This window comes from Rhodococcus sp. JVH1 (assembly GCF_000280725.2).
Classification (GTDB): Bacteria; Actinomycetota; Actinomycetes; order Mycobacteriales; family Mycobacteriaceae; genus Rhodococcus_F; species Rhodococcus_F jostii_A.
The window spans coordinates 3,559,653-3,585,913 of sequence record NZ_CP166289.1 but is presented as its reverse complement, the minus strand read 5'-3'; the positions used below and the strand labels follow the sequence as shown (position 1 = coordinate 3,585,913).

Annotated in this window: 29 protein-coding genes and 1 pseudogene; 16 read left to right on the top strand and 14 right to left on the bottom strand. The window is 68.7% G+C overall.

Translation table 11 applies throughout. The annotated features are described in order from the left end of the window. The first annotated feature begins 47 nt into the window (after positions 1-47). On the top strand, positions 48-641 hold the full coding sequence (locus JVH1_RS16380; RefSeq protein ID WP_009477090.1) for a hypothetical protein: 594 nt from the start codon (positions 48-50) through the stop codon (positions 639-641). 6 nt (positions 642-647) lie between these two features. On the opposite strand, the gene JVH1_RS16375 is transcribed toward JVH1_RS16380, so the two are convergent. Together JVH1_RS16375 and JVH1_RS16370 are read right to left on the bottom strand one after the other, a co-directional pair. Beyond that, a complete protein-coding gene (locus tag JVH1_RS16375; protein ID WP_009477091.1) occupies positions 648-959 on the bottom strand; it encodes a DUF3303 domain-containing protein in 312 nt (103 codons plus the stop codon). 26 nt (positions 960-985) lie between these two features. Next, positions 986-1,375 carry an ester cyclase gene (locus JVH1_RS16370; RefSeq protein ID WP_016884402.1) on the bottom strand — a complete coding sequence of 130 codons (390 nt, stop codon included), beginning with the start codon at positions 1,373-1,375 and terminating at the stop codon, positions 986-988. 151 nt (positions 1,376-1,526) lie between these two features. Here JVH1_RS16370 and JVH1_RS16365 point away from each other — a divergent pair, with 151 nt between their 5' ends. Then, the gene (locus JVH1_RS16365) at positions 1,527-2,006 is read left to right on the top strand and encodes a RidA family protein (protein ID WP_009477094.1); all 480 of its coding nucleotides are present in this window, start codon (positions 1,527-1,529) and stop codon (positions 2,004-2,006) included. On the opposite strand, the gene JVH1_RS16360 is transcribed toward JVH1_RS16365, so the two are convergent. After that, on the bottom strand, positions 2,003-2,932 hold the full coding sequence (locus JVH1_RS16360; RefSeq protein WP_011596535.1) for an LLM class F420-dependent oxidoreductase: 930 nt from the start codon (positions 2,930-2,932) through the stop codon (positions 2,003-2,005). The genes JVH1_RS16365 and JVH1_RS16360 overlap by 4 nt on opposite strands. Positions 2,933-2,973: 41 nt before the next feature. Between JVH1_RS16360 and JVH1_RS16355 the strand changes: the two genes are divergently transcribed. Next, positions 2,974-3,840, top strand: coding sequence for a S49 family peptidase (locus tag JVH1_RS16355; RefSeq protein WP_009477096.1), 867 nt, complete (start codon positions 2,974-2,976; stop codon positions 3,838-3,840). Here the strand turns inward: JVH1_RS16355 and JVH1_RS16350 are convergent, their stop codons facing one another. Further along, positions 3,841-5,622: a hypothetical protein gene (locus tag JVH1_RS16350; RefSeq protein WP_009477097.1), complete on the bottom strand. Its 1,782-nt coding sequence runs from the start codon at positions 5,620-5,622 to the stop codon at positions 3,841-3,843. It lies immediately after the preceding gene. Between the two features lie 456 nt (positions 5,623-6,078). On the opposite strand from JVH1_RS16350, the gene JVH1_RS16345 reads away from it, so the two are divergent. The 3 genes from JVH1_RS16345 to JVH1_RS16335 are packed head-to-tail and all read left to right on the top strand — an operon-like array spanning position 6,079 to position 8,771. Beyond that, the gene (locus JVH1_RS16345; RefSeq protein ID WP_043780513.1) at positions 6,079-7,062 is read left to right on the top strand and encodes a DUF4328 domain-containing protein; all 984 of its coding nucleotides are present in this window, start codon (positions 6,079-6,081) and stop codon (positions 7,060-7,062) included. Further along, complete coding sequence (locus JVH1_RS16340; RefSeq protein WP_009477100.1) at positions 7,059-7,823, top strand: glycerophosphodiester phosphodiesterase; 765 nt, start codon at positions 7,059-7,061, stop codon at positions 7,821-7,823. Before JVH1_RS16345 ends, JVH1_RS16340 begins: the two co-directional genes overlap by 4 nt. Positions 7,824-7,856: 33 nt before the next feature. Next, positions 7,857-8,771 carry a DUF5926 family protein gene (locus JVH1_RS16335; protein WP_009477101.1) on the top strand — a complete coding sequence of 305 codons (915 nt, stop codon included), beginning with the start codon at positions 7,857-7,859 and terminating at the stop codon, positions 8,769-8,771. 68 nt (positions 8,772-8,839) lie between these two features. Here the strand turns inward: JVH1_RS16335 and JVH1_RS16330 are convergent, their stop codons facing one another. Next, positions 8,840-9,385, bottom strand: a complete 546-nt coding sequence (locus JVH1_RS16330) for a ferritin (protein ID WP_029539686.1) — start codon at positions 9,383-9,385, stop codon at positions 8,840-8,842. A gap of 223 nt (positions 9,386-9,608) precedes the next feature. On the opposite strand from JVH1_RS16330, the gene JVH1_RS16325 reads away from it, so the two are divergent. Continuing rightward, positions 9,609-10,799, top strand: coding sequence for a lipase family protein (locus JVH1_RS16325; protein WP_009477103.1), 1,191 nt, complete (start codon positions 9,609-9,611; stop codon positions 10,797-10,799). Between the two features lie 10 nt (positions 10,800-10,809). Here the strand turns inward: JVH1_RS16325 and JVH1_RS16320 are convergent, their stop codons facing one another. From JVH1_RS16320 to JVH1_RS16305, 4 genes are all read right to left on the bottom strand, one after another. Then, positions 10,810-11,361, bottom strand: a complete 552-nt coding sequence (locus JVH1_RS16320) for a ferritin (protein WP_043780610.1) — start codon at positions 11,359-11,361, stop codon at positions 10,810-10,812. A 23-nt stretch (positions 11,362-11,384) separates the two neighbouring features. Further along, the gene (locus JVH1_RS16315; RefSeq protein WP_009477105.1) at positions 11,385-12,596 is read right to left on the bottom strand and encodes an LCP family protein; all 1,212 of its coding nucleotides are present in this window, start codon (positions 12,594-12,596) and stop codon (positions 11,385-11,387) included. 264 nt (positions 12,597-12,860) lie between these two features. Beyond that, entirely contained in the window at positions 12,861-13,679 is an 819-nt protein-coding gene (locus JVH1_RS16310; protein ID WP_009477106.1) for a CPBP family intramembrane glutamic endopeptidase, read from the bottom strand. Positions 13,680-13,716: 37 nt separating this feature from the next. Then, positions 13,717-14,481 (bottom strand): DUF2470 domain-containing protein, encoded by a 765-nt coding sequence (locus tag JVH1_RS16305; RefSeq protein WP_009477107.1) that lies wholly within the window; start codon positions 14,479-14,481, stop codon positions 13,717-13,719. 116 nt (positions 14,482-14,597) lie between these two features. Here JVH1_RS16305 and JVH1_RS16300 point away from each other — a divergent pair, with 116 nt between their 5' ends. From JVH1_RS16300 to JVH1_RS16285, 4 genes are read left to right on the top strand one after another with little or no spacing between them, the layout of a single operon-like run. After that, complete coding sequence (locus JVH1_RS16300; protein WP_043780515.1) at positions 14,598-15,290, top strand: hypothetical protein; 693 nt, start codon at positions 14,598-14,600, stop codon at positions 15,288-15,290. Positions 15,291-15,344: 54 nt separating this feature from the next. After that, positions 15,345-16,262, top strand: coding sequence for a prephenate dehydratase (gene pheA, locus JVH1_RS16295; RefSeq protein WP_009477109.1), 918 nt, complete (start codon positions 15,345-15,347; stop codon positions 16,260-16,262). Next, entirely contained in the window at positions 16,259-16,930 is a 672-nt protein-coding gene (locus JVH1_RS16290) for a histidine phosphatase family protein (protein ID WP_009477110.1), read from the top strand. Before pheA ends, JVH1_RS16290 begins: the two co-directional genes overlap by 4 nt. A 55-nt stretch (positions 16,931-16,985) precedes the next feature. Beyond that, positions 16,986-18,389, top strand: coding sequence for a lipase maturation factor family protein (locus tag JVH1_RS16285; RefSeq protein WP_043780517.1), 1,404 nt, complete (start codon positions 16,986-16,988; stop codon positions 18,387-18,389). Between the two features lies 1 nt (position 18,390). On the opposite strand, the pseudogene JVH1_RS16280 reads toward JVH1_RS16285, so the two are convergent. The 5 genes and pseudogenes from JVH1_RS16280 to JVH1_RS16260 form a co-directional block, all read right to left on the bottom strand. Beyond that, positions 18,391-19,171: pseudogene (locus tag JVH1_RS16280) on the bottom strand (ESX secretion-associated protein EspG). After that, positions 19,168-20,364 carry a PPE family protein gene (locus JVH1_RS16275; RefSeq protein ID WP_009477113.1) on the bottom strand — a complete coding sequence of 399 codons (1,197 nt, stop codon included), beginning with the start codon at positions 20,362-20,364 and terminating at the stop codon, positions 19,168-19,170. Before JVH1_RS16275 ends, JVH1_RS16280 begins: the two are co-directional and overlap by 4 nt. Before the next feature lie 34 nt (positions 20,365-20,398). Continuing rightward, a complete protein-coding gene (locus JVH1_RS16270) occupies positions 20,399-20,704 on the bottom strand; it encodes a PE family protein (protein ID WP_009477114.1) in 306 nt (101 codons plus the stop codon). 149 nt (positions 20,705-20,853) lie between these two features. Further along, positions 20,854-21,204: a metallopeptidase family protein gene (locus JVH1_RS16265; protein ID WP_009477115.1), complete on the bottom strand. Its 351-nt coding sequence runs from the start codon at positions 21,202-21,204 to the stop codon at positions 20,854-20,856. 1 nt (position 21,205) lies between these two features. Next, complete coding sequence (locus JVH1_RS16260; RefSeq protein WP_009477116.1) at positions 21,206-22,312, bottom strand: septum formation family protein; 1,107 nt, start codon at positions 22,310-22,312, stop codon at positions 21,206-21,208. 81 nt (positions 22,313-22,393) lie between these two features. Here JVH1_RS16260 and JVH1_RS16255 point away from each other — a divergent pair, with 81 nt between their 5' ends. The 5 genes from JVH1_RS16255 (at position 22,394) to JVH1_RS16235 (ending at position 26,241) form a co-directional block, all read left to right on the top strand. After that, positions 22,394-22,813: an ankyrin repeat domain-containing protein gene (locus JVH1_RS16255; RefSeq protein WP_009477117.1), complete on the top strand. Its 420-nt coding sequence runs from the start codon at positions 22,394-22,396 to the stop codon at positions 22,811-22,813. 33 nt (positions 22,814-22,846) lie between these two features. Further along, on the top strand, positions 22,847-24,103 hold the full coding sequence (serS, locus tag JVH1_RS16250) for a serine--tRNA ligase (protein WP_009477118.1): 1,257 nt from the start codon (positions 22,847-22,849) through the stop codon (positions 24,101-24,103). A gap of 89 nt (positions 24,104-24,192) precedes the next feature. Further along, positions 24,193-24,372, top strand: coding sequence for a bacterioferritin-associated ferredoxin (locus JVH1_RS16245; RefSeq protein WP_009477119.1), 180 nt, complete (start codon positions 24,193-24,195; stop codon positions 24,370-24,372). Positions 24,373-24,463: 91 nt separating this feature from the next. Continuing rightward, complete coding sequence (gene bfr, locus JVH1_RS16240; protein ID WP_009477120.1) at positions 24,464-24,949, top strand: bacterioferritin; 486 nt, start codon at positions 24,464-24,466, stop codon at positions 24,947-24,949. Positions 24,950-25,053: 104 nt separating this feature from the next. Beyond that, complete coding sequence (locus JVH1_RS16235; protein ID WP_009477121.1) at positions 25,054-26,241, top strand: MFS transporter; 1,188 nt, start codon at positions 25,054-25,056, stop codon at positions 26,239-26,241. Positions 26,242-26,261: the final 20 nt, after the last annotated feature.

Sequence of the window (26,261 nt, the reverse complement as noted above, 5' to 3'; positions counted from 1 at the left end):
ACGACCCTGGACGGTAGGGAATTGTCGGCGAGAGGACCGGATCCGGAATGTGGAACAACTCTCAAGCACGGGGGCTGCGTAAGCGGTCGGCCCGTCAGCGGCACAACCCGCTACTCCGACGCTCGGACCGGATCGAGAACATGCTCACCCTCGCGGTCGTGGTGCTCGCGTTCGCGATGCTCCCCCTGGCCATCCTCGTGGGTGCCCGGACCATCGACAGTCAGCTGACGCTGGCGGAGAAGCAGGTCGCGGACTACCGCACCGTCTCGGCCACCACGCTCGCCGACTCCACCGGCGTGTCCGTCACCTCCGACGTCGCACCGTCGGGCGTCGACACCGCCCCCGCCAAGTGGACATGGGGCAACGAAACCCGCCACGCCGACATCACCGTCGACCCCGCCACGCCTTCGGGGACGAAGGAAGACATCTGGGTCAACGCCGACGGCAACCTCACCACCGAACCGATGTCGCCGTCCGCGGCACGAGTCGCCGGCGTGATCGCCGGCCTGTTCACCTGGTTCGCGGTGATGATGATCGCGCTGTCCGGCTTCCTCATCTGCCGCGCGTCCCTGAACCGCGCCCGCGACGCGCAGTGGGACCGCGACCTCCGCCAATTCCTGGATTCGACCACCCGGCACTGAGCTCGCTCAGCTGATCGACCCCCTGAACTCGACTGCCTGCTGCGCAGCCTGCGTGGTGACGGCGATGTCGGCGACCGGGTAGACGTGGAACTCGAAGAAAGGTCCGAATTTCGTCGGACCGTCCAAGATGTCGTTCGGGTCATCCGCCTCGACGAAGGCGAATCCCCCGGTTCCGTCCAGACGACCGAGGAAATGATGGAAGGTCGTCCCTTCCGCCGGCGTCCATCTCGCGAACACTTCCAGGCTCCGCCGCGCAGCTGCCTCGTTCTCGGCGGCGGACCCACCGTCACGCAGCGTCCAGGTAATCACGTATTTCATCGCACCCTCCCGAGGGTGTGCCGGGATCAGCTCGCAGGGATCGCGCCGAGCTGCTGAAGGAATCCGAGTGTGTCCCACACCTGCCAGGTCTCGGCGATCTTGCCGTCGGCCAGCCGATGGATCGAGATCGCATCCACTCGGATCTTGTTTCCGGTCGGCGGAATCCCGTTCACCTCACCGACGTGCGTTCCCGTGCCCGTCCAGCGCACGACGACGCGGTCGCCGGCCGAGAACATCTCCTCGATGGTCCAGTGCCCGTCCACCCCGTTCTGATAGACCGAGATCGCCGCAGCCATTCCCGCGGGACCCGGCCCACCCGGGACCTGGGGATCGTGCATCTCGTGGTCGCTGCTGAACAGCTCCTCCGCTATCTCGTTCTTCCGATCGTTGTTCATCTCCTCGTAGAATCGACGCACTACCGCTTCTTCCGCAGAACCCACGACAACCTCCGGCGCACTCGAGTGACACGGCCGTTCCGGTCGTACTTCGAGCATTCCACCGCTGGAAAGGGAACGGAATGGTGCTGAGCACGCCGAATGACCCGGGCAGTCGTCGAGCGGAGGGGTGATGGGCGCGGAGTCCCGACTACGTGATCTGGGGCTGGTGCTGCCCCGCGCCGTCCAGCTGCCGCCGGGGGTGGAGTTGCCGTTCAGCTGGGTACGCGTGCACGGCCGCAGGGTGCTGGTGTCCGGTCACGGGCCGCTCGCCGAGGACGGCACACCCGCCGGACCGTTCGGGTCCGTTCCCGCCGACGTGTCGGCCGCCGATGCCACGCACTCCGCCCGGCTCACCGCCCTCGCGGTGCTGGCGGGGGTTCGCCGCGCGGTGGGCGATCTCGACCTCATCGGTGCGTGGCTCACCGTCACGGGGTTCGTCAACGCCGAACCGGGCTACGACCAGACGACCGCGGTGCTCAACGGGTTCTCCGAGGTGGTGCTCGACGTATTCGGCCCGGATGTCGGCGACCACGCCCGGACGGCGATCGGGGTGGCCGCGCTGCCCCTGAATCTGCCCGTCGTCGTGGCCGCCGAACTCGAGCTCGCCTAGCCCAGTTGCGGAACGACCTCACTGGCGACCAGTTCCAGGTGGTCGAGGTCGCTGAGATCGAGGGTCTGCAGGTAGATCCGCTGCGACCCGGCCTCGGCGTAGCGGCCGATCTTGTCGACGAGCTCGGCGGGCGACCCGGCGAGTCCGTTCTCGCGCAGCTCGCTCACTTCGCGTCCGATGTTCATGGCGCGTGTCGCGATCTCCTCCTCGGTGCGCCCGCAGCACAGGACGAGCGCGTTGGAATACACCAACCTGGTGGGGTCGCGATCGATCGACTTGCACGCGAGCCGGACCCGTTCGAACACGTCCCGCGTCTCGTCGACGGACTGGAACGGGACGTTGAACTCGTCCGCGTACTTCGCGGCCAGCGCTGGCGTCTTCTTCTTGCCGGTGCCGCCGATCAGGATGGGCGGGCCCTGCGGCTGCCGCGGCTTCGGGAGTGCGGGCGAATCCTTGACGGTCAGGTGCGTCCCGTCGTAGGAGAAGGTCTCACCGAGCGGAGTGCGCCACAGCCCCGTGATGACGGCGAGGGTTTCCTCGAGCCGCTCGAACCGCTCCTTCAGCGGCGGGAACGGGATGCCGTACGCCTGGTGCTCCTCCTCGTACCAGCCGGCGCCGATGCCGAGGTCGACGCGGCCGCCGCTCATCTGATCGACCTGCGCCACCGAGATCGCGAGCGGTCCGGGATGCCGGAACGTCGCGGACGTGACGAGGGTGCCGAGGCGGATCGTGGACGTCTCACGGGCGAGACCCGCCAGCGTGATCCACGCATCGGTCGGTCCGGGAAGGCCCTCGGTGTTCATGGCCAGGTAGTGATCCGACCGGAAGAACGCGCCGTATCCGAAACGTTCGGCGGCCTGCGCCACCGCCAGAAGATCGTCGTAGGTGGCACCCTGCTGGGGTTCGGTAAAAATTCGCAACTCCATGTGAACCACTCTGCCCGATCCGTGATCGGTACGCTGATTTCATGGCCAAGATCCCACTGAACCTGCCGAAACCGCTGGCCGACAAGCTGCCCGACGCGTTCGGGGGCTCCGGCGCCGGCGTGGTGCCGGTGGTCCGGCTGCAGGGCATGATCGCGTCCGGCGGAGCGGGTTTCGGGCGCGTGCTGAGTGCGGAATCGGTCGAGGAACCGCTGCGCCGCGCGTTCACCACGCACGGTGCGAAAGCGGTGGCGCTGCTGATCAACAGTCCCGGCGGGTCGCCGACGCAGAGCGAATACATCGCCGCCCGCATCCGTCAGCTCGCCACCGAACACGAACTGCCCGTACTCGCGTTCTGCGAGGACGTCGTCGCGTCCGGCGGCTACTGGCTGGCTTGCGCGGCCGACGAGATCTACGCGACCGCCACGTCGGTGGTCGGCTCCGTCGGTGTCATCTCGGCGGGCTTCGGGTTCTCCGAACTGATCGACCGCCTGGGCATCGAGCGGCGGCTGCACTCGGCCGGCGAGGCGAAGGCCCGCCTCGACCCGTTCTTCGCGGAGAAGTCCGAGGACGTGCAGTGGCTCGAACAGATCCAGGAAGGCATCCACGACGAGTTCCGCGACTGGGTGGTGGGCCGCCGTGGGGACAAGCTGAAGGCGGACGGGGCCGAGTTGTTCAACGGCGACGTCTGGCTGGGGCGCCGCGCCGTCGAGCTCGGCATCGTCGACGGGATCGGCACGCTGCGCGAGGTGGTGGAGAAGCGGTTCCCCGACGCGACCCTCGAGATGACCGGGCCGCGCCGCTCGTTGTTCGCGAAGCTCGGGCTGCCCGCCGCGAGCTGGGACGAGGTGGCTGCCGCGATCGTCGGTGCGGCCAGTGCCCGCGTCGCGTGGTCGCGGTACGGGCGGTAACTACTTCGGCACGACGACCCCGACCGGGCCTGCGCCGATGCACAGCGACAGGTCCGGGGTCAGGGTGCTCACCCGTACGCTCTGCCCGCCGCCGGTGAGCCGCACGAACACCGAATTCGGGCCGCGCTGCACCGGCACCCGCACCGGGCTGCCGACCTCCATCGCGACGGCGATCTCACCGTCCGCGGTGGCCATGTAGTTGAGCTGCGCAGTCCACTCCCAGCCGGTCAGCGGTCCGTCGAGGGGGAGGGACACGAAACTGCGCTGATCCACCAGGTTCCCGCAGTCGGGGACGGGTCCGGGCTCGATCGCGCGCACCCACGTGACCTGGGCGTCGACCACCGAACCCGCGTCGTCGATCATCCGGAGGTCGGGGGTGCTGTCGGAGAACGCGGGGCGGTCCCGCAGCGGAGCGAAGACCCGGCTCACCAGATTGTTCGGGTACGCCACCGGCAACAGCACCCAGATGGACGCGGGCTGCTGGAGGATCGGCGCGTCGTCCCGTTCGGCGAGCGACGCACGCGCGGTCGCGAGGTAGGCCGTGGTCGGGTTCTCCTCCCAGCTGCGGGTGAACGTGTATGTCGACCACAGGCTGCTCGCGACGAACGCGACCACGGCGGTGACGGCCACCAGCGGCCGCACCCGGACGGGGTCGGCGCGTCGGCGGGGTGCACGGGCGATCACCGCGACGCCGATCGCGAGGATCACGGCGGTGTCCGTGAAGTAGCGCAGCGTCTGCGCGAGTTCGTAGGTGGTGTCCGCGCCCCAGCGGGTGACGACCATCGCCGTCACCGACAACAGAAAGTACGCGGCCGTGAGGATCCACACCCAGCCGATGCGGCGCTTCAGCCGGACCGTCGCGACGACCGCCGCGACGAGGACCACCCAGCCGACCACCTCCAGCGCCGTCGACGGGGAGGCCCACGGGGGACTCGGAATCCACCGGTCCCACGTCCACGGCCCACCCACGAACGTGGGCAGCAACCCGAGCGACGTGCCGTGGTGGAACAGTTCGAACGCGCGCGATGCGCCCGCCCATTCCCACTGCGACGCGACGGTGGAGACATAGAACGCCGCCCAGACCGCCAGCACCGCCGCCGACGGGACCCAGAGGGCCGCACCTCGCCGCAGCGTCGACCGCACCGGCCGCTCCCGCTCGCCGACGTACGCGAGCAGCGCCACGGTCGCGAACGCGACGAACGGGACCACGACCGACTTCTCGAAGAACAGCAGCGACGCGATCAGCACGAGCGTGCCCGACACCGCGTACCGCCGCCGCCCGGTGCGGCACAACTCGAGGGCGTCGCGCGCCACCCACGCCAGCGCGATCTGCAGCGGCAGTGCGTTGAGCGCCGCCGCCCACCAGGCGAAAGCCGGCACGGTCAGCGGAGAGAACAGATAGATCGCCAGCGGAACCAGCAGGACCGGACGCAGACCGAGAATCGTGCGAAGCAGCCGGAAGACCGCATACGACGCCACCGCCTGCAGCGCGATCATCGTCAGCATCGGCAGGATCCACTCGTACGGCGCCAACCGCGTCGCGATACCCGCCACCAGGAAAGCGCCGGGCATGAGGTGACCGTCGTGGTCGTAGAGCAGGAGGTCGGCGGAGAGCAGCGGGAGGCTTCCGCCGCGCCCGGCGAGGATCAGATCGTCCCAGTAGAAGTCGCTGCTCGCGGCCACCCACGTCCGCACGAGAAGTTGCACCACGACGAGGGCGGCCGCCACCTGGAGGACACGGGCGGGCCCGAGGTGCCACCGCGATCCGACGTCGTCCGTCATCGTTTTCCGAGATTACAGATCAGGTGGAACCAAACCGCGCCGGGCTGCGTCAGATCAAGTGTCGGGGCATTTTCGCCCGGCACAGGTGGGGGAGACGACGGCCGGTCCGGAGTTCTCGGGTCGCTTCGCGGGCGATCCGAACTGGAGGGGTAATTCCGGGCCGAGCCGTCGGTCACCGAGTCCGATTGTTCACCGAGCTGCGATGTCAAATTCATCCACCGTTGTGGACCGTTCATCCGAAGCTGTCAACAATCCCGGATTCGCATGCGCTCTGACCTGTGTATGAGCACTACTCACACTGTCCATAACTGTGTATGAACCTGTGGAAACTGTGGATAACTCGGCATTTTCCGTGGTGCAGCTCACACATTCTCCCCAAAAAGGACGATTCGGTCGTGGGCTGCCCGCATTCGCGGGTCGTGACAGAATCGGCAATGTGAAGTGGGTGCGGAGGGGATGAGCGTCGTCGTTCAGGTGTGCGCGCGATGCGCGGCTCGGTGGCCGGTCCTCGGCTCCCCGGCGCAGTGGTGCCCCCGTTGCCACGGCGTGCTGCTCGCCCCCGTCCGCACCGACCAGCACCAGCCACCCGCGAGCCGGGGATTCCGCTGGATCGCGCGATCCCCGCTGCGGCGGAGTGGCCTCGCGGCCGAGCCGCCGGCGCCGAGCCCCACCCCGCACTACACCGAGATCCCCCGCTGGGGACTCCACGATCACGTCGAGACCGCCGCTACGCGGCGCGACTGGCCGGAACTGCTCGCCGGCAAGGCGGCCTTCTTCCTCACCCTGACCGCCGGTCTGTACGCGTTCGCCGTGATCGCCGAACTGGGCCGGTACGCCGTCCTCCTCCGCAACCGCACGCGGCTGATCGACCCCACCCTGCTCGCCGTGTCCGACATCGCGGTGTTCCTCGGCCAGGCCGGCGGGATGCTCCTCGCGCTGCTGTCGGGCATCGGCGGTGTGTGCTGGTTGCTGCGGATGCGTCGCCGCACGTTCGCCCGAGCCAAGACGTCCGACCCGCGCACCCCCACCGAGGTGATCGTCGGTTGCGCGGTGCCGGGCCTGAACCTGGTGATGCCGGGGGTATACCTGCTCGAGGTGATTCGCCGCGACCCCCGCGCCGTCCTACTGGTCCGAGCCTGGTGGAGCCTGTGGGTCTTCGGCGCCGTGCTCGTCGTCTTCAACTGGTTCTGGCGGTCCAGGCCCGGACTGCAGGCCATGGCGGACGGTGTCCTGCTGGCCGCCTTCACGGCGCTGGTCGCCTCCGCGACGGCCGTACTCGCACTGATGGTGCTCCGACGACTCGAGGGCCGGACGCTGAAGGGGGCGAAGGAACCCGTCACCCGCTGGGTGATCGCCACCGACCCGCCGCCGCAGACGGACGCGGAGAAGTCCGCGGAGAAGACGTCCGAGGCCGGCGACCGGGAAGCCGTCGCATCGTGAGCCCCGACCGGCGCGGACCCCTGGTCGTGGCGCACCGCGGCGCCTCGGCGGCCATGCCGGAACACACCCTCGCGGCGTACGAGCTGGCGCTGGAAGAGGGCGCGGACGGACTCGAATGCGACGTGCGGCTCACCCGCGACGGCCACCTCGTGTGCGTCCACGACCGCACCGTCGACCGGACGTCCACCGGAACCGGCGTCGTCAGCGAGATGACCCTCGAGGAGCTCGCGGAGTTCAATTACGGCACCGAAGAGGAGCCCGCCGAACTCCTCGAGCTGAGTGCGCTGATCGCGCTCACCCTGGACTGGTCGGCGCGCCCGGTGAAACTCTTCATCGAAACCAAGCACCCCGTGCGTTTCGGCGGCCTCGTCGAGAGCAAGGTGCTCGCCGAACTGCAACGCTTCGGCATCGCCGCACCGCCGTCCGCCGACCACTCCCGCGCCGTGGTGATGTCGTTCTCCGCCGGAGCGGTGTGGCGGATCCGCCGGTCGGCGCCGATGCTCCCGACCGTCCTGCTCGGCGAATCCGCCCGGTACCTCGGCGGGGGAGCCGCGACCACCGTCGGCGCCACCGCGGTCGGTCCGTCGGTGAAGACGCTGCACGAACACCCGGACATGGTCGACAAGGCCGCCGCCGCAGGACGAGCCACCTACTGCTGGACCGTCGACAACCGCAGCGACGTCGAACTGTGCCGCGAACTCGGGGTCAGCTGGGTGGCCACCAACCACCCCGGCCGCACCAAGAAGTGGCTGGCGTCCTGACCGGACCGGCGTCGGCGTGTAGGTTTTGGCGTCGTGGCAAAGAAGAGCAAGAGAAACAGTGGTCCGAAGCCCGGTAGTGCCCGCGCCGAGAAGCTCGCGCAGCGGCAGGCGGAACGGGAGAGCGCCGCAGCGGCCGTGACCCGGCCGTTCGAAGGCCTCGCCGCCGAATGCGATCTGGTGGCGCTGCGCGAGTTCGTCCCGTCGGCGACCGCCCCGCTGCCCGTCAAGGATTCGTCCCGTCCGGTGACCCTCGCGACCGTGCTGCCCGGTGCCGTCGCGGCGTTGGTCCGCGACGAGGGCGACAGTGCAACCGGGTTCGTCGGTGTGCAGGTCCAGGCGCATTCCGCGGATCTCGGCGCCGATCTGGCCGCCTCCGTCGCCTGGGTCCGTGACGCCGCGGCCGGCGAATCGCTGACCTCCGCCAACCCCGGATCCGACACCCCGGCACTGGCCGACGTGATCGACGCGGACGCACCGCTCGACATCACCGTGCACCAGGATTTCAACTGGTGGATTCCCGAAGGCGTGGAGCCGGCCCCCGAGGTCGCGACCACCGTGCAGCACGCGAATGCGGCGATCATGCCGTCCGCGCGCGTCGAGGCCGAAGGTGTCGTCGCGGCGTGGTGGGTCGATGCGGGAGAGAAGGCGCACATCCGCTGGGTGCGCCCGGAGAACGAAGACGACCTGATGCTGGCCCTGGCGCGCGTGCACGCGACCGGCGGCCTGCACCTCGGTGAGGGTTCGCGCTACGCGGGGTCGTTCCGGACACACGGCCTGCTGGTCCCGGTGTTCGACCTGGACCGCGAAAAGCATGCGAACGAGTGGGCGGCCGCCACCGTCGAACTCGGTCAGCGACTGGCCGAAGCGCTCGCCGTCGACGCGCCGCTGAGCACCGAGGAGCGTCGCGCCCGCGACGGACTGCGCGGCCGCCAGGTCACGTTGCGATAGGCCCTACGGGCCCGTGAGTGGTTGAGGAGCGCAGAGACTCGTCAACCCCTCACGGGCGGCGGAGCCGCCTAGATGGAACCACCGGCCGCGTGCGGTGCCCCGGACGTGTCTGCGGGGCCGCTCATCTCGCGCGCGACGAACTCCTCGAGATCGAACAGGTTGCTGCCCGCGCGGTCGGCGATGGTCAGCAGCGTCGTCATGCTCGCGACCTCCTCGACCTGCTCCTTGAGGAACCACTGCATGAACTGCTCGCCGAGGTAGTCGCCCTCCTCGCGGGCGGTGCTCGCCAGCTGCACGATCTGCTCGGTGACCGTCTGCTCCTGCGTCAGGGCGAGGGCGATCGGCTCGCGTGTGTTCTCGAACTGGCCCTTCGCCGCGTCGACACCCGACAGTTCCACGGAGATGTCGCGGTCGAGGAAGTACTGGACGATCATCATGGCGTGGTTGCGCTCTTCGACGGCCTGCTTGTAGAAGTGCTTGGCCAACTGCGGCAGGTCCGCATTGTCGAAATAGATGGCAGTCGCGATGTACTGATGTGACGCGTTGAATTCGTTGCGAATCTGGTCGTGGAGCAGAGCGTGGAATTTCGTCTTGTGCGCGTCAGCGGAAGTCATGAAATGGATAATATCGCTGGTCAGAGCGGGTGTCATCCAAGTTCAACCTAATTTTGGGAAGCGTTCCCAAACTAAAGTCAACCTAATTTCGGGACCATTCTGATGTCATTTTCCTAACCTGAGCTGGCGGCGGAGGCTCGACGGGAACGGGGCAAACCACGTCGGCGGGCGCCCGCCCGTGTATAAAATTCACAGCGTTCCGACGGTGCGGAGGGGCAGGCACATGTTGAGACGATTCGGTACGTGGCTCGCGTTGATCCTCGGTGCCCTTTTCCTGGGGGCGACCATTCCCGCCCCGGCGCAGGCCGAACCGTTGTATCCGTGGCCGGATCCCGACCCCTTCTATCTCGCTCCGCCCGACCTCGGGGTCCTTCGTCCCGGCGACGTCGTCCGGACGCGGCGGATCGACACCTGGATGTACGCGAACTCGGACGGGTGGCAGATCGCGTTCCGGTCGACGAACTCGACGGGGCATCCGATCCTGGCCGTCACGACGGTGCTGCTTCCCCGCGGTGTCGCGAATCCTCCGCTCGTGTCGTATCAGGCGATCGTGAATTCGCTCGGAACCAAGTGCGCCCCGTCGCGGTCGTTGTTCAATCTGGAACTGCAGGAGTCGCCAGGCCTGTATCTGGGTCTGCAGCGCGGCTGGGCGGTCTCGGTGCCCGACCATCTCGGCCCGACCGGCGCGTACGGTGCCGCGAAACTCGGCGGCATGATCACCCTCGACAGCGTCCGGGCGGTGCAGCGGGTGGCCGAACTGGGGTTGTCGCACAGCCCGGTGGCGCTCGCCGGATATTCGGGTGGGGGAATGGCCAGTGCCTGGGCCGCCGCGCTGGCCCCGAGTTATGCGCCGGAGCTGAAACTCGACGCGGTGGTGGCGGGTGGGATTCCCGCGGACCTCGAACAGATGGCCCAGGGCCTGGGCTTCAATCCGCACCCGGGGTTCGGGCTCGCGTTCGCCGCCGCGATCGGCTTGGAACGCGAATACCCGGACCAGCTACCGATTTCGTCGCAGCTCAACGAGACCGGGCTGTGGCTGCGCGAGTGGATGTCGAACGAATGCCGCCGGTTCCTCCTGTTTCACGGCGCCTTCCGCAGCGCCGGACAGCTGGCGGCGTCGACCAGTCTCATGGCGAGTTCGGGTGCGCATCAGGTGTTGCGCGACAACAGTCTGCGGTATTTCGAGGGTGTCCCGACCGCGCCTCTCTACCTGTGGCACGGCACGCTCGACGGGCTGACACCGTTCGATTCGGTTGCCGAGACCGCGCACCGCTATTGCGCTGCAGGCGCCAGACTGACGTTCGTCCCGTACGAGATCTCCGAGCACATGACGACGGCAGTGGTGGGCTTTCCGGACGCGTACGAATACGTCGCCGCGCGGTTCCGCGGCGAACCGGCGCCCACCCGCTGCTGACCCGGAAGGGTCAGACGCCGCCGCCCGCCCTCTTCGGCGCGCCCGGACGGATCGGTGAGTTCCCGCTCATCTCGCGGGCGATGAAATCCTCGATGTCGAACAGGTTGTCGCCGGCACGCTCGACGATGGTGAGGAGCGTGTGCATGCTGGCGACCTCCTCGACCTGTTCTTCGAGGAACCACTGGATGAACCGCTCGCCGAGGTAGTCGCCCGTGTCGCGGGCCGTGCGGGCGAGCTTGGTGATCTGTTCCGTGACGGCGCGTTCCCGTTCCACCGCCAGAGCGACGGGGGCGCGCACCGAATCGAAATCGGTGACCACGTCGTCGATGCCGGGGACGGTCACGCGGAGATTGTTGTCGATCAGGTACTGGATCATCATCAGCGCGTGGCCGCGCTCCTCGGCGGCCTGCGAATAGAACCGGCGAGCCAGTTGCGGGAGATCGTGCGAGTCGAAATAGACGGCCACCGCGATGTACTGCTGGGATGCGGTGAACTCGTTGCGGATCTGCTGCTGCAGGAGGGCATGGAACTCGCTGGGTGCTTTCGGCGCCGACTGAGACATGGGTGTCAGTTTACGGGCGTCGGTCACGGTCCGGTGGTGACCAGTTCGGCCGGGACCTGACGATCGTTCGCCAGCGCGTCGAAGAACTGGGACGCCCGCTCGTGATCCCAGAGCAGCACGTTCCCGGCACCGTCGACGTCCTCGAAACCGCCCACGGGGACGGTGGTGGTGACCATGTCGCCGCGTACCGCCCAGGCGAGTGCGGCGAGGTGCCAGATGTGGTCGCTCTCGTCGACACGCAGCGATGCGGCGGTGTCGGTGACGAGCGGCCAGACACGGAACGGGTTGAGCCACGTCGCGGGACTGGTGGCCTTCGACATCAACGCCGCCATGAACATCCGCTGATGGTTCATCCGGTCGATGTCGGCGAGCGCCGTCGCGCGGCTGCGGACGAAGCCGAGGGCCTGCGCCCCCGACAGTTCCTGGCAGCCGGGCGCGAGGTTGATCCCCGCGAGCGGATCGTCGATGGCGGTGTCCAGGCACATGTCGACGCCGCCGATCGCGTCGACGATGCCGGCGAAACCACCGAACCCGATCTCGGCGTAGTGGTCGATGTGCAGACCGGACGCCTCCTCGACCGTCTGGGTCAGCAGTTGCGGACCACCGAACGCGAACGACGCGTTGATCTTGTCCTCGCCGTAGCCGGGGATCGACACGTACGAGTCGCGCGGGATGCTCACCATCGTCGCCGGTCCGCCGCCGCTGGGGACGTGCACCACGATGATGGTGTCGGTGCGGTCGGGGCCGCTGTTGCCGCCGGTCGACAACTCCTGTTCCTGCTCGGGGGTCAGCCCGGTGCGGCTGTCCGAACCGACGAGCAGCCAGTTCGTGCCGGGGGTGTCGTCGATCCGGCCGGGGTAGTCGGCCAGCGCGTCGATCCGGTTCAGTGAACTGTCGAGGTAGTACGTCATGCCCGCGAGAGCCAGGACCAGCACCAGGAACAGGATGCCGATACGCCGGCCCCAGTTCCGCTTGCGCTTGGGACGTCGCTGCGCCGGGGGCTCCGGGGTCCGCGGCGGTGCGAGCGGAGGGGGTGGTGGTGGCGTGCGAGGGGGACGCCGGTCGGGCACCCGAGGCGGCGGTGGCGGCGCGTCGCGGTACGGCTGCGGCGTCTGGGTGGGCGCGTAGCCGCGCGGACCCTGCGGCGGCGCCGACCGGGACAACTGCGGTTCGGGGGCCTGCGACCACGCCTGCTGGGGCGGCGGCGGGGCGCCCCGACCGTCGCGGCGGATCACCTGGGTGCCCTCCGGCGGCGGCGCCGGGGGACCCTGCCGGGGAGCGGGGTGTCGCGGGCGGGGCGCAGGAGGTCCCTGTTGCGGGGGACCCTGCGGTGGCACCCGCCGCGTCTGCGGAGGAACCCGCTGGTCAGGTGGCGGCATTCGGCGGTTCGGGGGCGGCGGCACCTGCTGCCCGCCCTGCGTCCGCCGGGGCGGACGGGGCGGCAGCGGAGGGTAGGGGGCGTCGCCGGTCACCCGCACGACTTTACTGGTCCCGCCGGATTACGGAATCCAGCCGACGTGCCCGCGCAGGGCGGCGTAGCCGACGAACGCGACCGAATCGATGGTGGCGTGGGCGATCACGAGAGGCCACAACCGTCCAGTCTTCTGCCAGTACCGGCCGAACACCAGACCCATGGCCACGTTGCCCAGCCCGCCGCCGAAACCCTGGTAGAGGTGGTACGTCCCGCGGAGCACCGCCGACGCGAGCAGCGACGAATTCTCGCTCCACCCGAGTTGCCGCAGCCGGGTGACCAGATATGCGACGACGAGCACTTCCTCCGCGCCGGAGTTCGCGATCGCCCACAGGATCAGGGCCGGCAGCCGCCACCAGTGATCCCCGATCGTGCTGGGCACGACGGTGAGGTTGGCGCCGATCGCGCGGGCCAGCAGGTAGAAGCCGAGCCCGGGCAGACCGATCAGGGCAGCGAGCCCGACACCCTGCGTCGCGTCGGGACGCCAACGGGGTCGGCCGAGCCCGACGGCGCGCGGCCCGAGGCCGCTGCGCCACAGGAGATACAGACCCAGCGCGCCCCAGGCGAGAAGTTTCACCACGCCGAGCAATTGCCGGGCGACGTCGATGATCTGGTTCTCCGCGCGGGAGACGTTGAGGGCGACGGCCTGATCGGCGAGGTTGCCCGGGGTCAGCAGCGATTCGGACAGCGACAGCAGTCCCGACAGTCCGCTCGTCCCGAACGTGACGAGCAGCACGATCGTGATCTCGATCCACAGGGCACGCCGCTCACTCCCGGTGGCCGGCGGAGCGGCCGGTTCGGGTGATGCGGGCCGTATCCAGGAGGCGAGCGTTGCACGCGAGATCACGCGGCACACGCTAGCGCGCGCCGAACCGGAATGCCGATCAGCCGCGCGCGCGGAGTCCGTTCACGAACGGGCACCCCACCAGCAGCCGGATCGCCCTGCTCAGCGCGACGGCGTCGTCGACCGGCGCGGAGAACGGCATCCAGATGTCGCGGTCGCCGTGATCGTTCTCGACGCGCAGTCGCAGTCCGTACCGGTCGATGCCCAGCGGGCGGACACGTCCGCGTCGCATGTGGGGCGGCAATTTACGGGCCAGCATGTCGATGAGGTCACGGTGGTCCTCGTCGAGGTGCTGGAGCCAGGCGGTTTCCATTTCCCAGAACGGGTCGGGCCGGGCGGCGAGCAGGTCGTCGAGGGCGACGGGTTCGGCGCCACTGGAATCGGCGACCACCGCCGACTCGAGGCGGAGTTGCAGCAGCGTCGCATCGTGCCCGACGTCGAGAAGTCCGGGGTGCGGGTATTCGGACGCCACCTCGTCGGCCAGCGTCCGGGTGTGTGCCTCGCAGAGCGCGTGGAGGTTGCCGCGCAGCCAGACGAGCGACCGCACGGGCTCACGCAGCGCGAGCGGTGAGTTGTCGGTCAGCTCGAGCACGGCGGGGATCCCACCGCCACCGGCGAGCCAGGACAGCGTGGCGGCCGCCGATTCGGTGGGCACGGCGACCACGACGTCGCCGCTGGACCGCAGGTGGTGTACCGACGTGACGGTCGGTGCGCTGCCTTCGACGGCGAGTACCGCGTCCTGGGTCCGTGCGCACGAGCTACGCACACGCTCGGCGGTGGACGGACCGGTGGTCGTGACGGGCATGGAGCCTCCTTCAGGGTTCCGCGATACTGAGGTAACCCTAACCTAATGTGGGCGAGTCGGCGATGGCAAGACCCCGAGACGAATCCGGTCCTCGAGGTGGGCATTACGGTGGGGAGGTGGCTATACCCCTCTCCCTCGGTGTCCCGCGCTCCCGCGAACCGCAGTCGTTGCTCACCGAACTTCTCAGCGGATCCCAGGACACCGGCCCGGCCGCAGGCGGCGCACTCGGACCGCGGGTCGTTCCGGCGTCCGCGCTGCTCGACGCCGCCGGGACCGACGCCGGCCGCATCATCGTGGGTCTCGACGTCGACCCCGCCGCTCTCCGCACCAGCGAGCAGGCCTCCTACGAGGCGGTCCGGTTCCACCTCGACTGCCCCGCGGACCAACTCGGCGACGCGGTGGCGCTCCGGCTGCCGTCTCCGCTCGCGGTGTTCGTCACCGCAGACGGCAGCGACGACCCCGGTCTCGCCGAGACGGCGCAGCAACTCGCGGACGCAGGCCGCATCCCGGGCCTCGCGAGCGGGCACGCCATCGGCGACGTCGCCGACTTCCTGGCCGTCCTCGCGCACGCGGGCGTCGGATACGTGGCCAGGGCCCGGGACACGGCCGAGGTGCTCGCGCTTCTGTCCGGGACGGTCGCGTCCCTGCGCGGCGACGACGTGCGGGCGGCGCTCGCGGCACCGGATCCGACGAGGCTCACCTCGCTGATCCCCGAGGCCGCGGAGGCCGTCCGCGAGGTCCTGCTGGGGGTCGAGGTACCCGACCCGGCGCTCGTCGCCCGTGAGCTGGCGGACGCGGGTCTGCGGTAAACATTCACCGACAATGCGCCGGTCCGTCAACGCTCGGTGCGTAATCTCGTAGGCGTGCCAAAGATCGCGTATTTCGGACCCTCGGGAACCTTCACGGAGATGGCGCTCGCCCAGCTCGAGGCCGCGGGTGCCTTCGACGGCCCGGTCGAGCGGGTCGCCGCGACCAGTCCGCCCGCCAGCCTGGCCAAGGTGCGCGACGGCGTCGTCGACGGTGCCGTCGTTCCCATCGAGAGCTCCGTCGAGGGGGCCGTGGTGCCCACCCTCGACTCGCTCGCGCTGGGCGACCGCCTGCAGATCGTGGCCGAGACCGAGCTCGACGTGGCGTTCACGATCCTCGGCAGGGCCGGCATCGAGCGGCTCGATCAGGTGCGCACCGTGCGGGCGTACCCGGTGGCGGCCGGTCAGGTGCGAATCTGGCTGGAGGAGAACTGCCCCGGCGCCGAACTGCAGACGGCGTCCTCCAACGCGGGCGCCGCCGAGGACGTTGCGAACGGCCTCGCCGACGCCGCCGTGTCCACCGCCCTCGCGGGCGAAAGGCTCGGGCTGCGCAGCCTCGCCGACGGGGTGGCGGACGAGAAGAGCGCCCGCACCCGATTCGTTCTCGTCACCGCGCCGACCCAGGTGCCCGCACGCACCGGCGGCGACCGCACGTCGGCCGTGCTCGAACCCCACAACACCCCCGGCTCCCTCGTCGGTGTGCTCTCCGAGTTCGCTACCCGCGGAATCGATCTCATCCGGATCGAATCGCGCCCGGTGCGCACCACCCCCGGCTTGTACCGCTTCTTCGTCGACTGCATCGGGCACATCGACGACCCGCTCGTCGCCGAGGCGTTCCGTGCGCTGCACCGCAAGTCGCACGTGCGGTTCCTCGGGTCCTGGCCCGCGGCGAACCCCAGCGGCCCGCCGCCGCCGTCCGACGGAGACGCAGCGGACTGGATCGAACGAATCCGTCAGGGAGAGAGGGAATCGTGAGCGGCAAGCTGATCCTGGTCCGGCACGGGCAGACCGAGGCCAACGTCGAGCGCAGGCTCGACACCCGGCTGCCCGGTGCCCGGCTGACACCCGAAGGGCTCTCCCAGGCCGAACGGCTGGGCACCGACCTCGCCGCGAAGGCGACGACGGTCGCCCTCGTGTCCTCGCAGGCACTGCGCGCCCGGCAGACGGCGCGCTTCGTCGAACTCGCGTCGGGCATCGCCGTCCAGGTACGGGAGGGCCTGCACGAGGCCCAGGCCGGTGAACTCGAGGACCGCAGCGACGAGGAGTCGCACAAGCTGTTCATGAAGACGTTCCACCTGTGGCACACCGGCGAACTGGACGCCCGCGTCCCCGGCGGGGAATCCGCCCACGACATCCTCGAACGGTATGTCCCGGTCGTGGACTCCCTGCGTGAGCAATACCTCGACGACCCGGCGGAATCGGGAGACGTCGTGCTGGTCAGCCACGGCGCCGCCATCCGGCTCGTGGCAGCGCAACTCGCCGGGGTGCCCGGGCTGTTCGCCGCCAACAATCATCTGGCCAACACACAGTCGGTCGAGCTGACACCACTCGCGGGTGGCGGCTGGGAGTGCGTGCGCTGGGGAACCGTCGAGCCACCGTTCGAGCACCGGGTGATCCCCGGCGCCGACGACCCGATGGGGTGACGTCGTTGCGTGCACCCTGGGGTTGCGCGACGATGGAGGAAACCGTCCTCGAGGAGTGACGGCGGTGGATTGGTTCGTTGGCGATGACTATTCGCTCGGTCGGCTGCTCGTCACCGAGGGGCTCGCCGCGATCTATCTCGTCGCGTTCGTGGCTGCGAGAAACCAGTTCAGGCCGCTCGTCGGCAGCAACGGGATGCTGCCGATCCCGAACTTTCTCCGCGCCGTCACGTTCGGACGTTCACCGAGCATCTTCCATTTCCACTACTCGGACCGATTCTTCGAGGCGGTCTGCTGGACCGGCGCCGGACTGTCCCTCGCCGCGCTGCTCGGTCTGACACAGGTCATTCCGCTCGCGGCGTGCATGTTCGTGTGGTTCGCCCTGTGGGTGCTGTACCTCTCGATCGTCAACGTCTCCCAGATCTGGTACAGCTTCGGCTGGGAGTCGTTGCTGCTCGAGGCGGGTTTCCTCGCGATCTTCCTGGGCAATGCCTCGGTCGGTCCGCCGATTCTCGTGCTGCTCGTGCTGAGGTGGTTGCTGTTCCGCCTCGAATTCGGCGCCGGGCTGATCAAGATGCGCGGCGACCGATGCTGGAAGGACCTCACTTGCCTGTACTACCACCACGAAACCCAGCCGATGCCCGGGCCGTTCAGCTGGTACTTCCACCGGCTGCCGACACCGCTGCACAAGGTGGAGGTGCTCGGCAACCACTTCGCCCAGTTGGTGGTGCCGTTCGGGCTGTTCGCACCGCAACCGGTCGCTGCCGTGGCCGCGACGATCATGATCGTCACCCAGCTGTGGCTGGTGGCGAGCGGTAACTTCTCGTGGCTGAACTGGACGACCATCGTGCTGGGACTGTCCGTCATCCCGGACAGCGTGTACGAGAAGGTGCTGCCCGTCGACGTCCCGGCCGCCGGCGACTCGGCGCCGATGCCCTTCGTCGCGGCGGTGATCGCGGTGACGGCGCTCGTCGTCGTGTTGAGCTACTGGCCGATTCGCAACTTGATCTCCCACGGGCAGCGCATGAATGCGTCGTTCAACAAGTGGCATTTCGTCAACACGTACGGCGCGTTCGGCAGCATCACCCGGGTGCGTTACGAGGTGATCGTGGAGGGCACGTCGGACGCACATGCGAGTGTGAGTTCCGAGTGGAAGGAGTACGAGTTCAAGGGGAAACCGGGAGACGTTCGCCGGCGGCCGCGCCAGTTCGCGCCGTATCACCTTCGGCTCGACTGGTTGTTCTGGTTCACGGCGATCTCGCCCGGCTACGCCGAACCGTGGTTCCGGGGTTTCGTCGAGAGGCTGCTGCGGAACGATCGCGACACTCTGAAGCTGTTGCAGTACAACCCGTTCCCGGAGGAGCCGCCGAAACACGTGCGTGCGCGCATGTACCGGTACGAGTTCACCACCTGGAAGGAGCGCCGCGAGACCGGCGCATGGTGGAAGCGGCAACCGGTGTAGGTCAGCGGAGCCGGTCGGCCAGCGACTCCAGCGCCTGCCGCAGGCGCTGCGGGGTGCCGGGGCTGAGCGACGACCACGCCACCCCGTGCGCGGAAACACTGGACGTGCGCCGACGTGTCGAAGACCGTGACGGGCCCACCCACGGGATCGTATCGTCCGTCGCCGTAGACGATCCCGACGATCTCGGCGTAGGTGGTGCAGGCTGCCATCCCGTTGCCGAGGACGGTCGCGTCGGCCGCCGTCACCCCGAGTGCGGTGAGGGCGGCGGCGAGCGACTTGCCGTCCCCACCCTGATCGAAGACTTCGCCGAGCTGGACCGTGGGTGCGTTGACGACGCCGACGTTCATCGGGTCCGCGGCCCCCAGCGCTCCGATGACGGGGGCGAAGATGTCGGCGCCCGCATCCTGGACGACGTACGTGTCGCCGGCGCGCAGGGCCAGCACCGAGAGGGTATCGCCCCAGGAGATGCACAACCTCGAGATGCTGCCGTCGACGTACCAGCGCAGGGCGATCTCCCACAGCGGTCGGGCGAGAACCCGGAGGCGGTCGGCGAGTTCGGGGTGAACCCCACCGCCCGGGAGCAGATCCCGGGCGGCGAGGGTGTCGACGGCGCCGCGAAACGCTGCGTCCCTCGCGTCGTACGTGTCGTACCGCGGGATGGCGTCGAGCACCACCGGCAGCACGTCGAGTGCGAGCGTGTCGACGAGATAATCCATTTCGTCGAGGCTCAGGGTCACCGCCGGGAGGGTCGGTACGCCCGGCTGGGTGCCCAGATCGATCACCGTCCGGACTCCCGGTGGTCGGGGTTCGCGCCGATGACCGACGGAATGACGGTGCGCCCGTCGGAGAAGTGCTCGAAGTTCTTCAGGTAGTCGGGGGTCTCCCGCTCGTCCTCGTCCTGTGAACCCGCCCCGGCCGCGCCGCGCCCGACCGTCATCGGTCCGCTACCGGTGGTGCCGCGCGCCGCCGCAGCCGGGTTCACTTCGGCGCGAACGTCTCCGATCACCCCGCCGGGTGCCGTTGCCGGTGCGCCGGGCCGCGCGCCCTGGCCGCCGTCCGTCTTGCCCCAGCCTTCGGGCAGGGTCGCCCCGCCTGCGGCGCCGGCGCCGATCGCACCGACCGAGGTGCGGGCTGCCGCAGCGCTGGTCGAGGCGGAGCCGCCACCGTACGCGCCACCGGACACCATCGGCGCGCCGCCCACCATCGGCGTGACGCCGCCACCGGTGACCGCGGACAGCGCCGCGCCACCGATGTTGCTCGCCGCCGACGTGGCGGTGGAGACCGTGGTGCCCGCGATGCTGCCGACCTGCGACGCGGCCGTGGTAACGGCCGGGTTCTGGCCGGCGGCCATCAGGGCGGCAGCCGCGGCACGGGTCGGATCGAATTCACCGTCGGACGGGATTTCGTCGAACGTCCCGACCTCCTTCGAATCGGCCTTCGTGACGATCCGAGGGGGCTGCCTGTACGTGCGCTCGAGCGCCAGGATGTTCGACGCGGCCTCGTAACCCTCCATCACGAGACCGGCGCGAATGTCCATCGCGCGGTCCGCGGCTTCCGCGGCCGCGGCGGTGCCGTTGAGCGCCCCACCCGTCGAATACGCGGTGGCCTTCGCGGTCTTCACGGCGACGATCTCGGGGATGCTGGGCATGATGAGCGCGGCAGTGGTGTAGGCGCCCGCTTCGAGCCCCGCCTTCGCTGCGGTGTCCGCGGCGAGCTCGGCGCATTCGGCGGTCCACACCGTGAACGGCGTGATCTTCGCGAGCGCCGCGGCCGCCGAGACACCTTGCCAGCCGGCCGCGAGTTCGGCCATCACGCGGACCAGTGTGAGGTTGGCGTCGACGAAGCTCGTGGACAGCGCAGTCCACGCCGCGCTCGCCACGCTCAGCGGCACCGGGCCCGCGCCTGCGGCGAGGGTGGTCGAGTTGACGGTCGCCCCTCGGGGCAACCAGATGACACCTGTCAGTCCCATGGTCATGCTTGATCTCCTAGTGGTCTCGAGCCGCCGGCCGTCACATGCCCGCAGCGAGGGACGCGCCGAGCGCGAAGTCCTCGGCGACATACAGCGCGGCCTGGGTGCGGAGCGTGTTCGCGGTCTCGCGCATCTCGAGAATGCCCTGGGCGACAGCGGGAGTGAACGTGTTGGCCACGGTGTCGAAGTAACCGGCCGCGTGCAGAGACACCTCTTCGCTCCCGGAGGGGAGCACGCGGATGGCCGCGGAGTTGAGAGCGACCGCGGTCTCGAGACGCGCGGCGAGAGCGTCGAGTTCCACGGCGGCGGCGACAAGAGCTTCAGGTGCGACGTGCAGAGCTGGCATGGCGTCGAACTCCTTCTTGACCTAGGCAGGCGGAAGGCAGTTGCCCCCCGGCAAACGAACTGCATGTGCAGCTGTCCCTACACACTTGGACGCTGCAACGCGCTCTTCGGTTCCCCCCGATCCCGAGAATTTCTTCTCGGGAAAACCGTTCATCCCCAGCCGAGCTCGTGCAAGCGATCTTCTTCTATCCCGAAGTAGTGCGCAACCTCGTGTATCACGGTGACGGCCACCTCGTGGACGACTTCCTCCTCCGAACTGCAGATTTCGAGGAGGGCGTCGCGATAGACGGTAATCGTATCGGGCAGCGATCCGCCGTAATGGCTGTCCCGTTCCGTCAGCGCGATCCCGTGGTAGAGGCCCAGAAGATAGGGGTCCTCGTCGTTGCGGTCGTCGACGAGGACGACGACATTGTCGATCGCGGCCGCGAGTTGGGGTGGGATCAGATCGAGTGCGTCGCCCACCAATTCCTCGAATCGGTCGGGCGTCATGCTCACCGCCACATCAGTTCCCGGGGACCGGAGCTGCGCCGGGAAGCGGCGTCGGCATCGACCTGCCCTCGGGAACCGGCGGCGGCGGCACGGGCGCCGCGCCGTTGATGAGGATCTCGCCCTTCGCCGAACCGGTGATGGTCGAGAAACCGCCGGCGTCGGTCTCCTTGCCCACCGAGCAGTTCACCCGCCTGCTGCCCGCGAGCCAGCTGTCGAGTTCCAGGTTGTCCCAGAACAGCGTGAGCGTCTTGTTCCGCAACGCGTCGGCGGAACCGAGGTACTCGTTGGCGGCCTGCGTGCACACACCCTCGAGGTACTTGTCCTGGTCTTCGACGGTCGGCATCGACGAGGGGAACTGGGTGGCCAGGTCGACGACGGAGATCACCTCGAAGGCGTGCGGTTGCGCGCAGTCGACGGGATCGGTGGGCACGTTCTGGTTGATGCCGATGCAGGTGCCCGGATCCCAGATGTTGGATTGGTCCTGCTCGGCCACCTTGCCGGCGAACGGCAGCAACGTCCCTGCGGTGCTGGAGAATTGGAGGCCGCACCGCAGTGTGCGCTCGCCCGCCGCCCAACCGGACTCGCTGGGGAACATGAGACCCACGCTGAACTTGCCGTACGGATCGAACTTCGCGCCGAGGTAGGTATCGACGGCGGGCACACAGTGTTCGTCGCGCAGCGCGGCGAACCGCAGCGCACCCGGGTAACGCGAACCCGGACCGAACTCGGCACCCGGATACACGCTGAGATCCAGCGGAGCCGCCACCTCGAACCGGTGTTCCTCCGAGCAGTCGACCTTCGCGACGTCCTTCCGGTCTTCCTGCGGATCGTTCGACGGCGTCCAGTCGAGGCAGTCGCCTGCCGCCGCCGAAGCGAACGCGTCGCCCTCCACCGAACCCGTCGCCTGCGGTCCGGCACCGGTCGAGTGCGCGGGGAGGTTCTCGCTGCGGTTGAAACCGCCGGCGATCGCGAACGTCGCGATCGCCGCCACCACGGCACCTGCCGCGACGGCCGCGAGCGCGCGACGCGTCGTGGTCGCGGACATGCTGCGGGGCGCCTTCTCCGGTTGCCCGGCATTCTTCGGCTGGGGTTCGGCGCCGTTCGACTGATCTGAGGACATCGATTTCCATAATGCCTGTTCCGATCGTGGAAGCAGAACAACTCCCGCAATCGGCTCGAACCTGGCGTAACTTCGACGACCATGAGTGACGATCCTCAGCAGTCCGCCGAGCCGGTGGATCCTGAACTGCAAGAGCTCGCCGGGCGCGTGTTCGACACGGCACGATCCGGTGACGCCGTGTCCTTGGCCACGTATCTCGACGCGGGCGTCCCGGTGAACCTGGCCAATCAGAACGGCGACACCCTGGTGATGCTGGCCGCCTACCACGGTCATGCCGAGACCGTTCAGGTCCTGATCGACCGCGGCGCCGACGTCGACCGCCTCAACGACAAGGGGCAATCTCCGCTGGCGGGGGCGCTGTTCAAGGGTGAGGACGCCGTTGTGCGGACCCTCGTCGCCGGTGGCGCCGACGCCACGGCCGGCCACCCGACCGCCGTCGACGCCGCCCGCATGTTCGGCCGCGAGGACCTTCTGAGCCTGCTCGAACCGAAACCGGAGTGAGCCGCTCAGCGGCGCCCGGTAGGGTTTGAAGCCGTGATTGACCTGAAGTTCCTCCGCGAGAACCCCGACGCCGTCCGCGAGTCGCAGCGCACCCGTGGCGAAGATCCCGCCCTGGTCGACGCCTTGCTCGAGGCCGACGCGTCCCGGCGCGCCGCCGTTCTCGCCGGCGACAATCTGCGTGCCGAGCAGAAGGCGTTCGGCAAGAAGGTCGGGCAGGCATCCCCGGAGGAGCGTCCGGCGCTGCTCGAGGGCTCCAAGGAACTCGCGGCCAAGGTCAAGCAGGCCGAGGCCGAGCAGCACGAGGCGCAGGCCGCGCTCGACGCCGCGCACCGGGCGATCTCCAACGTCGTCCAGGAGGGCGCACCCGCGGGCGGCGAGGACGACTTCGTCACCCTCGAGACGGTCGGCGACATTCCCGCGTTCGACTTCGAACCCAAGGACCACCTCGAGCTGGGTGAGTCGCTGGGGCTGATCGACATGGAGCGCGGCGCGAAGGTTTCCGGCGCCCGCTTCTACTTCCTCACCGGCTTCGGCGCGATGTTGCAGCTGGGAATGCTGCAGCTGGCCGCGCAGAAGGCGATGGCCAACGGCTTCCAGATGATGATCCCACCGGTGCTGGTACGGCCGGAGATCATGGCGGGGACCGGGTTCCTCGGCGCCCACGCGGACGAGGTCTACCACCTCGCCGACGACGACCTGTACCTCGTCGGCACGTCCGAGGTCCCGCTCGCCGGGTACCACTCGGGCGAGATCCTCGACCTCGCCGACGGCCCCAAGCGGTACGCAGGCTGGTCGACGTGCTTCCGCCGCGAGGCCGGCAGCTACGGCAAGGACACCCGCGGCATCATCCGGGTCCACCAGTTCGACAAGGTGGAGATGTTCACGTACTGCAAGCCCGAGGACGCCGACGCCGAGCACCAGCGACTGCTCGCGTGGGAGCGCGAGATGCTCGCCGCCATCGACGTGCCCTACCGGGTGATCGACGTGGCCGGCGGCGACCTGGGGTCGTCGGCGGCCCGCAAATTCGACTGCGAGGCCTGGGTGCCCACGCAGCAGGCGTACCGCGAGCTCACCTCGACGTCCAACTGCACGACGTTCCAGGCGCGTCGTCTCGGTGTCCGGTACCGCGACGAGAACGGGAAGCCGCAGACGGCCGCGACCCTCAACGGCACCCTCGCCACCACCCGGTGGATCGTCGCCATCCTGGAGAACCACCAGCAGTCCGACGGCACCGTCCGGGTGCCCGAGGCGCTCGTGCCGTTCGTGGGGACGGATGTCCTGAAGCCATAAAAGCAGGCCCAGGGTTTTGGGAAGGCTACCCTTGCGCGAATTCCGAAATGATGTAACCCTTACCTAATCGAGTCGGTAAGGAGCTCCACATGTTCGTGTGCATCTGCAAGGCAGTGACGGAAGACGAAGTGCACGAGCACTGCGCCGCCGGAGCTGACAGTGCCGATGCCATCGGTGAGCGTTGCGGCGCCGGATGGGGATGTGGGACGTGCGTCGATCGGTTGAAGGAGATTCTGGAGCGGTCGGCCGCGAACAGCGTGGCCGCGTGACGCTACCGCAGCACAACTGAATCCCGCGATCTTCGACATCGCGGTTACTGCCGGTGGTACGTTCGCCTCAACCAGGGCGAACGGAGAAGTCATGCGCGGCGACGACGAAGTAATTGCTCTTCTCAACGAGCAGTTGACCAGTGAGCTGACTGCGATCAACCAGTACTTCCTGCACTCCAAGATGCAAGCCAACTGGGGCTTCACCAAACTGGCCGACAAGACTCGGGCCGAGTCCATCGAGGAAATGAACCACGCCGAGATCCTCACCGACCGGATCCTTTTCCTCGAGGCGCTTCCGAATTATCAGAAGCTGCTGCCGCTGCGCATCGGGCAGGACCTGCGCGAGCAGTTCCATTCCGACCTCGCCATCGAAGTCGAGGTCGTCGAGCGACTGCGTCCGGGAATCCAGATGTGCCGCGACAAGGGCGATGCCACGTCGGCGAAACTGCTCGAGACGATCCTCAAGGAAGAAGAGGATCACATCGACTACCTGGAGACTCAGATCGAATTGATGGACAAGATGGGCGACCAGCTCTACATGGCCCAGCTCGTCGATCAGCCGCCGACCGTCGGATAGGTCGAAAACGGGGTGACACCCCCGGCGCGGAGTGCGAAACTGGGCGCGTGAGATATCCCGCCGCCCAGCCTTGACCCAGTTCGCAGCGTTCTCTCGCCGTCCGCGTGGTCGGCTACGTGTCCACGCGCGACCTCATCCCGCTCTACGGTCTGTACGACCTATTCTTCGCCGACCACGGACTGAGTGTCGGTCAGATCTCGTCCCTGTTCGTCATCTGGTCGGTTGTGTCCTTCGTCGCGGAGGTGCCGTCCGGCGCGTGGGCCGACACCGTGTCTCGACGTGGCCTCCTCGTGTTCGCGTCCGTGCTGTGCACGGCCGGATTCACCGTGTGGATCCTCGAGCCGTCGTACGCGGGATTCGCCGCCGGATTCATGTTGTGGGGCATCAGCGGCGCCATCCAGTCGGGCACGTTCGAGGCGCTGCTGTACGACGAACTCGTGGCGCGCGGCGCTGCCGGTGACTTCGCGAAGTTGCTCGGCTACGCCAACTCCGGCGCCATGGTGTGCAACCTTCTCGCGACGCTGACGGCGGCGCCGCTCTACATCATCGGCGGATATCCGCTGGTCGGGTGGGTCAGCGTCGGCGCGACCGTGGTCCACGGAAGCTTCGCCCTGCTGCTGCCCGCGGCACCCAGGGTCGAGGAGGCGGACGAGACTCTCGAAGCCGCGGACGAACGACGGGGACTCGCGGCCCGGTACGCCACGATGCTTCGGGCCGGCCTCGGCGAGGTGACCCGCGAGGCGGTGGTCCGGCGCGGAGTGCTGCTGTCGGCGGTGCTGATCGCGTTCCTGGCGTTCGACGAATACTTCGGGCTGCTCGCGCGCGACGGCGGAACATCGACGGCGTCCGTTCCGCTGCTCGTCGCGATCACGGTGAGCGGTCAGGTCGTCGGCACAGCCCTCGCCGGACGCACGGCGACGATGCGTGCCCTCGCGATGGGGCGGGCCGTCGCCCTCGCCGCGATCCTGCTCGGCGGGGGAGCGCTGCTCGGCGGTGTCCCCGGATTCCTCGCACTCGGCGTCGGCTACGGCATCCTCGGCAACGCGATGATCGTGTCGGAAGCGCGCGTGCAGGATGCGATCACCGGTCCCGCACGCGCCACCGTCACATCGGTGGCCGGATTGCTCGGTGAGGTGGCCGCGGTGCTGATCTACGCGGGCATCGCCGTCGGATCACTGTGGCTGTCGGTCACGACGCTCGTCGCGGCACTCGCCGTTCCGGTGCTGCTGTCGGCGGTCCTGGTGCGTCGGTGGCTGCCGCCCGTCCGAGCCGACGCCCCCTCTGCCGGGTGAACGTAACGTTCGCCGCCTCA